The following is a 14,067-nucleotide window of genomic DNA, read 5'->3' on the forward strand; positions in this document are numbered from 1 at the left end:
TCAGCTCAGCTTCTGGGCAATCAACCGCTCGACTTCGTCGTCCGACAGCTCCGTGACTTGCGCCAGCCGCTCCGACAGGTCGCCGAGGTCCGAAGCCACCGGGGCTGACTTCTGCACCGGAGCCGCCGCCACCGTGGGCAACGGGATGTCCACCGCGGTGACGCTCCCCGCCAGACGCTTCGCCAGCGCCACGACGGTGGGGTGGTCGAACGCGAGGCTCGCGGGCAGCTCCTTCTCGAGGCCGCGCTGCAACACGTTGCGCAGCTCCACGGACATCTGGGACGTCATCCCCATCTGGAAGAAGCCGCGGTCCACGGGAGGCAAGTCGGTGGGCGCGAAGCCGAGAATGCGCCCCACCTCGCCCTGGATGCGCTGCACGAGCGTGTCGAACCGGCGCTCAGCAGGGAGCGCCTTCAACTCCGAGAGCAAACGTGCCCGCGAGGTGGCACCACCGTTCGTGGCTGGCGACGCCGCGCCCATGTTCAGCAGGAAGGGCCGGCGACGCCGCGCCTCCCAGATGGGCTTGAGCACGGACCAGTCCACGGAGGCGACCGTCTTGTGGCTCGCGCCCGACCGCAGCACCTGTCCCATCGCATCGAGCGCGCGCTCCGAGGCCATGGGGTTCAGCCCGAAGCGGGCATAGCCCCGCGCGTTGTCGGCGCGCTCTCCGCCAATCTCGTCCCACGTCCCCCAGTGAATGGTGGTCGCGGGCAGCCCGTCGGCCCGACGGTGATGCGCCAGCGCTTCCAGGAACTGGTTGCCCGCGGCGTAGTGCGCCAAGCCGGAGGCGCCCCACAGCGTGGACGTCGACGAGAACATCACGAAGAAGTCGAGCGAGAGGCCGCGCGTCAGCTCATGCAACACCCAGCTCCCGAGCACCTTCGGACGCATCATCGCCGTCGTGGCGACGACATCCAGGTCCTCCAGCCGGCACTCCGTGATGAGCGCAGCGGCATGAACCACGCCGCGCAACGGAGGCAGCGTCGCCGCCATGTCGCGCAAGAGCGCCGCCATTCGCTCTCGGTCCGCCACGTCCACGGCCATGGGCGTGACAGTCGCCCCGAGCGCTCGGATCGACTCGAGCGCCTCGCGGCGCCGCACCGACGCGGCATCGTCCGCACCGGAGACCCCACTGCGGCCCAGCAGCACCAGGTGCCGCGCGCCCCGCTCCACCAGCCACCGCGCCACCTTCAGCCCCAGCCCGCCCAGGCCGCCTGAGACGAGGTACGTCCCATCCGAGCGCAGGCGCAGTGCCTCCTCGACCGTCCCTGTTCTTCCCCGTGTGAGCCGGGGGACCAGCGAGCGCCCATCGCGGAAGGCGAGCTGGTCCTCACCATCCGTTCCGAACGCGGAGACTTCCCGCAGCACCGAGGTGACTTCATCCGGCGACCGAGCCGGCGGCAGGTCGATGAGGCCACCCCAAACGCCCGGCTGTTCCAGCGAGATGCTCCGGCCCATGCCCCACAGGGGTGACTGGGCCAGCGACACACGTTCGGTCCCCACGCCCGTGACCTGCGCGCCCCGCGTCACCACCCAGAGCCGAGCACGCCCTGGCGCCTCCATGAGGGCCTTCACCAGGTGCAGCGCCGCCACTGTGGACGCGGGCACTGCCGTCTGCCCATCCAACGTTTCGTCGAGGCCCCACAGAAAGAGCGCCCGGCCTTCGTGCCCAGCAGCGGGCGCTGGAAGCTCTCGCAGCAAGCGCGCCATGTCCTCCGGCCGCTGCGGGTCCACCTCGAAGCTCCGCGTCCCCAGGCGCTGGAAGGCGTCCCCCGCGGTCACCGTGACAAAAGGGGTGCCCTGGCGCCGCAGCTCCTCGGCGAATGCCGCGCCCCAACCACCCCGGTCCGCGAACACAAGCCAATCTGCGGGAGCCGGCTGGGGTGTCCCCGTCGGCCGCGGCTCCCACGACACGTCGTGGAACCAGTCCTGCGCGCGGACCTCTCCCAACACCTCGAGCAGCCGCTCCACCGCCACGTGCCGCAACCGGACACCGCGCGCCACCGCGACCGGGCGCCCCTCCGCGTCCAGCAGGGACAGTGTGCCCAGCCGCTCCTCAGGACGAGACGCAGGCGAAATGGATACGTGCGCCCAGTGGACGTCCGCGCTGCCAGGGACGCACTCGAAGGATTCGAGCCCCAGGGGCATGAAGAGCGCCGCCTGCCCCGGTTCGGCCGCCAGCGCGAGCGCCAGCGTCTGGAGCGCGGCGTCCAGCAACGCGGGATGAACCTGATACTGGGGCGCCTCCTGAAGTCGCTCCGCGCCCAGCACCACCCGGCCCAGCGCCTCCCCCGGACGCCGCCACGCCTCGCCCAGTGTCCGCAGCGGCTCGTCGTATTGGACGTTGCAGCGCTCCAGCTCGCCGTAGACCGCCGCGCCCGGGACATGCTCCACACAGCGCGCACGGACCGCGTCGATGGACGCCAACGCGCCCATCGATGCACTGAGCGCCTGGACATGGCCCCGGCAATGGCGTACCCAGCTCGCCTCGGACGAGGCCCCGCCCACCGCGCGGCTGTGGATGTGGAACTCGTGCTTGCCTCCTGCCTCGGAAGAGAGGTGGACCTGCACGAGCCGCCGTTGGGTCTCCGGCAGCACCAGCGCCCGCTCGAACTCGACGCCGGACAGCACCCGTCCCCCGGCGCCCAACGCATCGGCGGCGGCGCTCAGCCCGAGCTCCACCAACGCCGAGGCAGGAACGACCGCGACGCCACCCAACCGGTGCGCACCAAGCCACGGCAGCGAGTTGCTCCCCAGCTCCAGCTCGAAGACCTGGCCATCGACGCCGTGAGCCACGCTCACCGGCCGGCCCTTGAGGGACGTCACCGGCTCGACCATCGCCGCCACGGGCGTGGCCACTGCGTCCAGCCAGTACCGCTTGTGTTGCCAGGGATAGGTGGGCAGCGGGAGCGGCGCCCCACCCTCCGGGAAGAAGCGCTTCCACTGCACGGGGAATCCCGCGCGGTACAGCGCGCCCACGGACTCCAGCAGCACGGTGCGCTCTGCCTCCTCGCGGCGCAGGGACGGAAGCGTCACGCCCTCGCGGCCCGCGTGCTGCAGGCATCGCTCCACGGCGGGCAGCAGAATCGGGTGCGGGCTCATCTCCAGGAAAACGGAGTGCCCAGCCTCGGCGAGTTGCAGCACCGATGAGGAGAAGAGCACCGGGTCGCGCAGGTTGCGGACCCAGTAGGCGGCATCGAAGCCGGAGCCGTCACAAGAGGCGCCGGTCACCGTGGAGTGAATGGGCACGCTGGAGCGTCCGGGCCGCACCGCCGAGAGCACCGAGAGCAGCTCGTCACGCAACGGGTCCACCTGCGGACTGTGCGAGGCCACGTCGACCTTCACCCAGCGGCAGAAGACGTTGCGCGACTCCAGCTCGGCGCGAATCGCTTCGAGCGCGGCATTCTCCCCCGACAGCACCGTGGAGGTCGGACTGTTGCTGACCGCGATGGCCACGCGGTCCTCGCGGCCCGCCAGCGTCTTGCGCGCGTCCTCCAGGGTCAGCTCCGTCGCGAGCATGGCCCCCTGGCCGCTGATGCGGCGCAGGAGCTGGCTGCGCAGGCAGATGACGCGCGCCGCGTCCTCCAGGGAGAGCGCGCCCGCGACGTGCGCCGCGGCCACCTCGCCCATGCTGTGCCCCACCACCGCGTCCGGCTCGACGCCCCAGGAGCGCCAGAGCGCGGACAGCGCCACCGCCATGGCGAACAACACCGGCTGCACGACGTCGATGTCCTGGAGCCGGGAGTCCTCGGCGGGTGCGCGCAGCACGTCGTTCAGACGCCACGTGACGTGGGGCCGCATGGCCGCGTCGATGCGCTCCACGGCCTCACGGAAGACAGGCTCCTGCTCGAGGAGCTGCCGCCCCATGCCGGCCCACTGCGAGCCCTGCCCCGGGAACACGAAGACCGCCTTGCGCCGGTTGTCCGTGTCCGTCGCCGCCGGAGCGGGGCCCTCCAAGGCGAACTCCCGAAGCTGCCGCGCCACCGCCTCCGCCGAGTCCCCCGCGACCGCCATCCGGTACTCGTGATGGGTCCGCCGCAGCGCCGCGGTGAAGCAGACATCCCGGAGCGATATCTCCGGGGACGCCGTGAGGACGTCCGCGTACTTCCGGGCCAATGCCTGAAGCGCGGAGGGTGAGCGCGCGGACAGCGGCAGCAGGTACGCCCCGCGAGAAGGCGCGGCGGGCGCCGCCGCGGCCACGGGGGCCTCTTCGAGAATCACATGGGCATTCGTGCCGCTGATGCCAAACGAGCTGACCGCGCCTCGGCGCTTGCGCGTCTCCCGCGCGGGCCAGGGGTGCAGCTTCGTGGGGACGGTGAGGGCCTCACCGCCGAAGTCGATGCGCGGGTTGAGCCGCTGGAAGTGCGCGAGCGGCGGGACAGCCCCGTGTTGCATCGACAAGACCAACTTGATGATGCCGGCGATGCCGGCGGCCGACTCCAGGTGGCCGATGTTCGTCTTCGCCGCGCCCACCACCAGCGACTGCTCCCCGGTGCGCCCCTGGGCGTACACTTCGTGGAGCGCCTCCAGCTCGATGGGGTCACCCAGCGACGTCCCGGTGCCATGGGCCTCGACGCAGTCGATGTCGGCGGGCTCCAGGTTCGCGCTCTGGAGCGCCTGACGGATGAGCGCCTTCTGCGCGAGCACGTTGGGCGCCGTCAACCCCGCCGACTTGCCGTCCTGGTTGACGGCGGAGCCCCGGATGAGCGCGAGGACGGTGTCCCCCGCCGCCAGCGCATCCGACAGCCGCTTGAGGACGACTACGCCGCAGCCCTCGCCCCGCACGAAGCCGTTGGCGCGGGCATCGAAGGTCTTGCAACGTCCATCCGGCGCGAGCGCCTGGGCACGGGACACGCGGCTGGACGACAGCGGCGACAGGATGAGGTTGACGCCGCACGCCAGCGCCATGGTGCACTCTTGCTGCCGGAGGCTCTGCGCGGCCAGATGCAGCGCCACCAGGGATGACGAACACGCGGTGTCCACGGACAGGCTGGGCCCCTGGAAGTCCAGGAGGTACGACAGCCGTCCCGGCACCACGCAGTTGATGGCGCCCGTCACGCTGCTGGAGTCACGCGCCGCCGGATTCCCCATCTGCAACAGCGCGTAGTCATCGCTGTACACGCCCACGAACACGCCCGTGCGGCTCCCCGCCAGCCGAGACATGTCCTGACCCGCGTTCTCCAGCGCCTCCCACGCCACTTCCAGGAGGATGCGCTGCTGCGGGTCCATCCGGTGCGCTTCGTGCGGAGAGATGCCGAAGAAGTCCGCGTCGAACTGGTCCACCGCGTCGATGAAGGCGCCCCACTTCGCGCCCAGCTTCTCCTGGGCCTCGGGGTCCATCCGCGCCATGTCCTCACGGGTCCACCGCGAGGATGGCACCTCGGTGACGGCATCCACCCCGTTGCACAGGAGGTTCCAGTACGACGCCGGGTCGTTCCCTCCGCCCGGGAAGCGGCAGCCCATGCCGATGATGGCCACGGGCTCCGACCGGCTGCCCTCCACCGCGTCGAGCCGCGACTTGAGGTCCATCGCCAGCAGCGCGAGCCGCTTGGGGGAGTACTGCGCAATCTTCTCCGCGAACGTCGTCATGAGCCTTGCGCCATCCTCTGAGCGAACAGCCGCTCGACTTCTTCTTCCGACAGGTCGTCAATCTCGCTGGCCGTCACATCCGCATGGGGGGCCTTCGCCGGTGCCACCTCCAGCGCGGGCTCGGGGCGGGAGTCCTCCAGCGGGAGCGCCAGCTTCTCCGCCAGGAACGGCGCCAGCGCGGCCACCGTCGGATAGGTCCACACCACCGTCGCGCTGAGCTTCAGCCCAAGCGCCGCCTCCAGGCGGTTGCGAATCTCCATGCTCATCAGCGAGTCGAGCCCGAAGGTCACCAACGGTGTCCGTGGTTCGATGCGCGCGGGCGCCATCCGCAGCACCCCGCCGATCAGCTCGCGCAGGTGCGTATCCAGCAGGCCGCGGCGCTCGGACGCACGGGCCGCTTCGAGCTGCTCTCGAATCCGGCTCTTGCCCGCGCTCACAGCGGGCCGGGTGGACGGCTCCTGCGCCAGCTTCGTGAAGTATGGAGACTGCGCCGCGGCCAGATAGAAGCCCAGCCACTGGCGCGGCTCGAAGGCCATGACGCTGAGCTGTGGCCGCTCCTGTCCCAGCAGCATGCCGAGCACCGCCAGCGCCTTGTCCGGCGCCATGCCTCCCAGGCCACGTGCCTCCAGGCGCTCACCGCGGATGGACTGCGCCGCCGCGAGGCCCACCTGCGTCCAGGTGCCCCAGTTGATGCTCAGCGCGGGCAACCCCTCCGCCCGGCGGGCCTGGGCCAGCGCGTCCATGAAGGCATTCGCCGACGCGTAGTTCGACTGTCCCGGCGTGCCCAGCGAAGCAGCCACGCTGGAGAACAGCACGAAGTGCTCCAGCGGCAGGTGTCGCGTCTGCGCGTGCAGGTTCCAACTTCCCAGGACCTTCGGTGCCGACACCGAGGCGAAGCGCGCCTCGGTGAGGTTGAGCAACAGTCCGTCGTCGAGGAGCCCCGCGGCATGGAACACGCCACGCAGCGGGGGCATCGCGTCCTCCACCCGAGCCAACGCGCGCGTCACGTCCTCCAGCCGGGCGACGTCGCCCTGGAAGGACTCCACCCGAGCGCCGGCCTCACGAAGCGCCGCCAACGCCTGCTCCGCCTCCGCGGAGGGAGCGCGGCGGCCCATCAGCAGCAGGTGACGTGCGCCCTGGGAAACGAGCCAGCGCGCGAGTTCCAGCCCCAGGCCACCGAGGCCCCCCGTGATGAGGTAGGTGCCATCCTCGCGCAACAGCGTCGCCGGTTCATGAGCGGACAGCGCATCCGCCGCCCGAGCCAGCCGGGCCACCCGTCGCGTACCACCCCGCCACGCGGTCTGGTCCTCGAACGAGGTCGATGACAGCTCCCGCAGCAGCGCATCCGCCGCGACGTCCGCGCCGCCTTCCAGGTCCACACGGGTGCAGCGCAGCTCCGGTTGCTCCACCGCCAGCACCTGCCCCAACCCCAGGAGCGGAGCCTGCGCCACCGCGACACGTTCTGCCGCCTTGCCCGCGGAGCGTGCCCCACGCGTGGCCAGCCAGAGCCGGGGCGCATCCCGCCAGCCCGCCCCCGAAAGCGCCTGCACCAGGTGCAGCACGCTGGTGGTCCCCAGCCGCCGCGAGTCCTCCAGCGCCTGCGGCGTCAGCGCCTCCGTCGAGGCCAGGTCCAGGCTCCACAGGTGCACCACGCCGCGGCAAGGCGGAACGCCCGCGCCCAGCAGGTCCGTGAGCAACCGGCGCCAGTGCTCCGGATTCCGGGGGTCCACCTCGGCACTGCGCGGCCCGGTCAGCCGGTACGCCTCACCGGGCGCGACGAGCACGCACGTCTCGCCTCGCGTCCGGAGCTGCGCGGACAGCTGCTGCCCCACCCCGCCGCCGTCCTGGAGAATCAACCAGCTTCCCGGCGTGCGCTCGGGCCACGCCAGCTCCGCCGGCAGCGGACGCTCCTCCCAGTCCACCTGGTAGAGCCACGCGCCCAGCTCCTTGCGGGCGGAGACGCCCGCATCCAGGCGGTACAGGCGCAGCGCTTCGAGCTCCAGCAACACCTGTCCCTGCTCATCCAGCAACCAGAAGTCGAAGGTGCGCTCGCGCTCGCTCGCGGCCCCATCCCCACGGACCTTCACTCGCGCCCAGGCCGCGCGCCCGGGACGCTGGAAGAAACGAATCTGCCCGATTCCCACCGGCACATGCGTCGCTGGAGCGGACGTCGCGGTCAGCGGGGCAAGGAGCTCCACCGCCACCTGGAGTCCCGCATCCAGCAGCGCGGGGTGGAGCCGGTACGCCCCCGCCTCCAAGGCCACCGTGTCGGAGACCTCCAGGCGGCCCAGCGCCTCCTGCTCACTGCGCCAGATGCCCCGCAGCCCCTGGAACGTCGGGCCATACATGAGGCCTTGCGCCTGCCGGCGGTGGTAGTGCGCTTCAGCGGAGACCGCCACCGGGACGCGCGCCCGGAGCGCCTCGGGTGATTCAACAGCCGCGCCCGCACGTGCCTCCCGCCGCACCGTCCCCGCCGCGTGCTTGCGCCAGGACGTCTCACCCTCCGCGCGGCTCGCAATCTGGAAGGTGGCGCGGCCCGGCTCCTCCTCGGACAGCACCACCTGCACGCGCCTCGACTGGCCCGGCTCCAGCGCGAGCATCTCACTGAAGGAGACGTCCTCCAGCACGAGCCCCGTCTCGCCCAGCACCTCCGCGCCGGCGCTCAGCGCCATCTCCACGTAACCGGCGCCAGGGAAGACCACGTCCCCCCACACGCAGTGGTCGGCTAGATACGGGAACGCCGCCGTGCTCACGGTCCGCTCCCAGAAGTGAGTCCCGGGCTGGACGGACGAAGAGAGCGAACCACCGATGAGGGGATGTCCCTTCCGGTCCGCGAGGGCCACGCCCTCCGGCTGCGCATCCACCTCCGCCTCGTCCGGGAGCCAGAAGCGCTCCCGCTGCCACGGGTATCGTGGGAGCGCGACGACACGGCCCTTCACCGGGTGCAGCGCCTTCCAGTCCACCGCGCAACCCCAGGCGTACAGCGCCGCCAGGGACTCCAGCAGGCATCGGCGCTCGGGCATCTGTCGCCGCGCGGACGCGAGCGCGATGGCGCCCTGTTTCGACTCGCGCAGCGTCTCCTCGATGGGCGCGAGCAACACCGGGTGTGGGCTCACCTCGACCAGCACCGTGAAGCCATCCGCCAGGAGTTGCTCGACAGCGCCGTGGAACAGCACCGGCTCGCGCAGGTTGCTGACCCAGTAGGCCGGGTGGAAGTCCGCGCCGTCGCTCGTCTGGCCCGTCACCGTGGAGTAGATGGGCACGGGCGCCCCCTGGGGCACGACACCGTCGAGCACCCGAAGGAGGTCGTCCTTCAGCGAGTCCATCTGCGGACTGTGAGAGGCGACGTTGACCTTCACCCGGCGGCAGAAGACACCCTGGCTTTCGAGCTTCGGCAGCAGCGACTCCAATGCGTCGGTGTCACCCGAGAGCACCGTGGAGCGCGCGCTGTTGCTGACCGCGACGGAGAGCCGTGTCTCGTAGCCGGCCAGCGCCTCGCGGGCCTGCGCCAGCCCCAGCTCCACCACCGCCATGGCCCCCTGCCCGCTCTTGCGGCGCAGGAGCTGGCTGCGCAGGCAGATGATGCGCGCCGCGTCCTCCAGGGAGAGCGCGCCCGCGACGTGCGCCGCGGCCACCTCGCCCATGCTGTGCCCCACCACCGCGTCCGGCGCGATGCCCCAGGAGCGCCACAGTGCCGCCAACGCCACCTGCATGGCGAAGAGCACCGGCTGCACCACGTCGATGTCCTGCAGGCGCGAGTGCGGCTCGTCCGCCAGCAGCTCCGCCGTGAGCGACCAGTCCACGTGCGGCCGCATGGCCTGCTCGCACGCCTCGATGGCGGACCGGAACACCGGCTCCTCACGCAGGAGCTGACGCCCCATGCCCAACCACTGGGAGCCCTGTCCCGGGAAGACGAAGGCCACCTTGGCCCGTCCCTCGGGACTCACCCGTCCCTCGCTCACACCCGGCGGGAGCTCCCCCCGCGTGACGGCGTCCAGCGCCTCCGCCAGCTCCCGTCGCGAGCCGCCCACCACCGACAAGCGGTGGGACAAGTGGCCGCGGCGCACGCTCGCGGTATAGGTGACATCATCGAGCGGCGCGCCCGGCTCCCCAGCCAGGAAGTCGCGCCAGGTCGCGGCCAGCGCCTTGAGCGCCTCCGGGCTCCGCGCCGACAGGGGCAGCAGGTGCACCGCCTCCCCATCATCGTCCACCCCACGCGCGGCGAGTGCGTCCCACCGGACCGGCTGTCCCGCCGCGTAGAGCACGCCCAACGAATCGAACAGCGTGGCGCGCTCATCCTCCTGCCGCCGCAGGGAGGGCACCACGCGGCCCTGCCGCCCCAGGTGCTTCAGCGTCGCGTCGATGGGGTGCCGCAGAATCGCATGCGGACTGACCTCCAGGAACGTGTCGTAGCCCTCCTGGATGGTGTGGGAGAGCGCGCCGGTGAAGAGCGTGGGCCACGCGATGTTCCGCACCCAGTGGGAGGCGTCCGCGCTCGCGCCGTCAATCTCCGCGCCGGTGATGGACGAAATCAGGGGAACGCGCGCCGGGCGGGGCCGGATGTCCCGAAGCTCCTCGGTCAACGCGTCCGCCAGCACGTCCATGCGGGGGCTGTGCACCGGAACGTCGATGTCCACCTGCCGGCAGAAGACTCCGCGCTGTTGCAGCGACGCGAGCACCTCGGCCAGTGCGTCCACATCCCCCGACAACACCGTCGAACCCGCGCCCGAGTCGATGGCACGGAACAACCGCCCCTCATAGCCCACGAGCAGTTCGGCGGCCTCCGCCCACGAGACGCCCACGACCGCCAGGCTGCCCTTGCCCGCCTGCGTGTGCATCAGCCGGCTCTCGGCGCAGACGACGCGGAGGGTGTCCTCGATGTCCAGGACTCCCGCCGCATACGCCGCCGACACCTCGCCGATGCTGTGCCCCACCACGGCGCCGGGCTCGATGCCCCACGAGCGCCAGAGGTCCGTCAGGGCCATTTCCACCGACACAATCGCGGGCAGCCCGATGTCGAGCCGGCTCAGCCGCGCCGCCGCGTCGTCAGCGGCCAGCACTTCCAGCAGCGACCAACCTTCGTACTCCCGGATGAGCGCATCGCAGCGCAGCAGCGTCGCCCGGAACACAGGCTCGGTGTCCAGCAACGGCAGGCCCATGCGGGGCCACTGGCAGCCATGTCCCGAATAGACGAATACCGGCTTGCGGACCGCGTCCCCCGCCACCGTCCCCACGGACACGCTCGGGCGCGGCACACCCGCCAGGAAGTTCTCCAGGCCCGCACGAAGGTCCTTCCGGGTCCGGACCGTCACCGTCAGGCGGTGCGCATGCGTGCCCGCGTCCGCTTCGGCCGCGCGGAGCAGCTCGGCCAGCGGCAGGTGCTCCCGAGCCGTCACGCGGTCGAGCAGCCCCTGCGCGGCGCCCCGCAGCGCCTCCATCGTCTCACCCGACAGGTGGAGGAGCCGAGCCTCGGGGAGACTCGCCTCTTCCATCACGACGTGGCAGTTCGCGCCCCCGAAGCCGAAGGAACTGACGCCCGCGATGAGCTTCCGGTCGGGCTCCGGCCAATCTCCCAGGGTGTGGTGGACCGCCAGGCCCAGCGCCTCGAAGGGGATGAGCGGGTTGGGCTTCTCGTAGTGGAGGCTGGCGGGAAGCGCGCGGTGCTTGATGCACAGCGCGGTCTTGATGAGCCCGGTGATGCCCGCCGCGGCCTCCAGGTGCCCGATGTTCGTCTTGCAGGAGCCGATGAGCAGGGGCTTGCCCTCGGGCCGTCCCGCGCCGAGCACCTCGCCCAGGGCCTGTGCCTCCAGCGGGTCTCCCAACTGCGTGCCGGTGCCATGCGCCTCGACGTACTGCACCTCCGCCGGCTCGACACCCGCGCTGGCGCAAGCCTGGCGGATGACCTCCGCCTGCGCCTTCGGGTTGGGCGCGGTGAGGCCGTTGCTGCCACCATTGTTGTTGATGGCACTGCCGCGGATGACGCAGTAGATGGCGTCGCCGTCCGCGAGCGCCAGGGAGAGCGGCTTGAGCACCGCCACCCCCGCTCCCTCGCCGCGCACGAAGCCGTTGGCGCGGGCATCGAACGTGTAGCAGCGCCCGTCTGGAGAGAGCGCCCCCAGCTTGGACAGGGACACCGTGCTCTCGGGGGCGATGGTGAGGTTCACACCGCCTACCAGGGCCAGCGTCGACTCGCCCCTGCGCAGGCTCTCACAAGCCAGGTGCACCGCCGTGAGCGAGGACGAGCAGGCCGAGTCGATGGAGAAGCTCGGCCCCCGCAGCCCCAGGACGTAGGAGACCCGGTTGGCCAGGACGCTGTGGTGATAGCCCGTGGACGTGTAGGAAGAAATGCGCTTCATGCCGAAGCGCTGCAGCGTCATCTCGTAGTCCATCCACGCGGCGCCGAAGCAGACCGCCGTGGGTGAGCCCTGCAGCCGGTCCGCGGCGATGCCCGCGTCCTCCAGCGCCTCCCAGCTCAGCTCCAGCATGAGCCGCTGCTGCGGGTCCATGTGGAGCGCCTCCTTCGGTGAGATGCCGAAGAAGAGCGGGTCAAAGCCATCCACGCGATCCAGATAGCCGCCCCAGCGGGAAACCACCTTGCCGGGCGCCGCGGGGTCTCGGTCATAAAGGCGGTTGACGTCCCACCGGTCCGGCGGCACTTCCGTAATGGCATCCGTCCCGCCCACGAGCAGGCGCCAGAAGGCCTCTGGATCCGCCGCCTGGGGATAACGACAGGCCAATCCAATAATGGCAATGGGCTCATGGGCCCGGGCGATACGTGCCAGGGAATGCGACGACGCGCCATCCTGCTCACCCGCGAGGTAGCGGGCCAACCCATCCAACGTGGGATATTCCCAGGCGAGCGTGGGCGACAAGGAACGCCCCAGCATCGCCCCCACCTCCGCGATGAAGCCGGTCGCCTTCAGCGAATCAAGTCCATACAGACTGAAGCGCTCCCGGACATCCAGCGTGTGAGCCCCGACTCCCAATCGCTGAGCAAGGACCGCGGTCAAACGAGCCCGCACCTCGGCCAAACCCGCCTTCGACAACCCATTTTGTGGCGACACTCGGACCTCTAACTGGCACGCTCGAAAGCCGGGCTTTTCCTCGGCGAACGAGATCACGACGGACGCAGTCCGCCTCCCCCTCGATAGACCCGATACAAGGAAGGACGGATCAATGCCAAATCCCTAACGGCGGCGCAAGCCCGTCAGCACGAAGCCGTTTCGTGCACTTTCACGAGAACCGGACACTCCAAACGGAGCAACCCATGTCTCTCAATCACCAAGACTTCGAATGATGCATGCCTGACTTGAGAATCAACAAACCCCGAAGCAAACACATGGGTGACCCCAGTAGAACTAATTGCGAACAAAACACCCCCAGACGTGACACACCCGCCACTCAGAGCGCGCGCCGCCTCCATTTCGGGGAAATCGCAGAACCCATATACATAAAGCCTATCAGTCGCCCAGCGTCCCCCAGGGCCGATGCCCAGGGGATTCCACCAGCAAACGCAATGGCCTGGATGTGTCCTGCACACGCCAGCCGGCTCCACCTGATGGGCAGCCCGAGCTCCATGCCGCGAAGCAATCGCCGGGCGTATGAATTCTTATGATAAATCAATACAGTACCGCGCTGCGGGCGACGGGCCCCGGACCACGAGGAGGCACACCGAATGGAACTTTCCCCAAGCGACGTGGAGCAGTTCATCGAGCGTGGATTCGTCCGGCTGGACCAGGCGTTTCCCCGCGAGCTGGCGGACACGTGCCGCGAGCTGCTCTGGCGCGACACGGGGTGTGCCCCGGACAATCCGGCCACCTGGAAGCAGCCGGTCATCCGGCTCGGGGACTATGCGCAGGAGCCCTTCCGGCTGGCGGCGAACACGCCCCGGCTGCGAGACGCGTTCGACCAGTTGGTGGGCCCCGGACGCTGGCTCCCTCGCGGCAGCCTGGGCACCTTCCCCGTGCGCTTTCCCAGCCCGGACGCGCCTGGAGACGACGGCTGGCATGTCGATGCCAGCTTCCCAGGTGATGACCCGAGTTCATTTTTCTCCTGGCGGGTGAATGTGGCGTCGAAAGGCCGCGCCCTGCTGATGCTCTTCCTCTGCTCCGACGTGGGCGAGGACGACGCCCCCACCCGCATCCGCGTGGGCTCCCACCGGGACGTCGCCCGCGTGTTGGCCCCTGCGGGAGACGCGGGGTTGACGTTCATGGAGCTCGCCGGGAAGTTGGACGTGTCGGCCCACCGGCCGCTCGCGCTCGCCACGGGAGAGGCCGGCACCGTGTACCTGTGCCACCCCTTCCTGGTCCATGCCGCCCAGCCGCACCAGGGAACCCGGCCGCGCTTCATGGCCCAGCCGCCGCTCCTGCCCCGCGCCCCCTTCGCGGTTCAGGGCCCGGAGGAAGACGCCTCGCCGGTGGCACGCGCCATCCGGCAGGCGCTGAACGAAGCGGGCGCGTAGCCCGCGCGCCCCGCGTC

The 14,067-nt window shown here is 70.5% G+C and carries 3 protein-coding genes; 1 reads left to right on the forward strand and 2 read right to left on the reverse strand.

Annotated features, from left to right (window positions below; translation table 11 throughout):
- Window positions 1–5,589: a type I polyketide synthase gene (locus BLU09_RS31370; RefSeq protein ID WP_090494069.1), complete on the reverse strand. Its 5,589-nt coding sequence runs from the start codon at window positions 5,587–5,589 to the stop codon at window positions 1–3.
- Window positions 5,586–12,599, reverse strand: a complete 7,014-nt coding sequence (locus BLU09_RS31375; RefSeq protein WP_090494071.1) for a type I polyketide synthase — start codon at window positions 12,597–12,599, stop codon at window positions 5,586–5,588. The genes BLU09_RS31370 and BLU09_RS31375 overlap by 4 nt, the downstream gene beginning before the upstream one ends.
- A gap of 665 nt (window positions 12,600–13,264) precedes the next feature.
- Between BLU09_RS31375 and BLU09_RS31380 the strand changes: the two genes are divergently transcribed.
- A complete protein-coding gene (locus tag BLU09_RS31380; protein WP_090494073.1) occupies window positions 13,265–14,050 on the forward strand; it encodes a phytanoyl-CoA dioxygenase family protein in 786 nt (261 codons plus the stop codon).
- Window positions 14,051–14,067: the final 17 nt, after the last annotated feature.

It is taken from the genome of Myxococcus virescens, assembly GCF_900101905.1.
In the GTDB taxonomy this organism is placed as follows: Bacteria; Myxococcota; Myxococcia; order Myxococcales; family Myxococcaceae; genus Myxococcus; species Myxococcus virescens.

Excerpts from the sequence above, each read along its gene's own strand:
- BLU09_RS31370 (WP_090494069.1), bottom strand. The coding sequence starts at position 5,589 with ATGACGACGTTCGCGGAGAAGATTGCGCAGTACTCCCCCAAGCGGCTC.
- BLU09_RS31380 (WP_090494073.1), top strand. The coding sequence starts at position 13,265 with ATGGAACTTTCCCCAAGCGACGTGGAGCAGTTCATCGAGCGTGGATTC.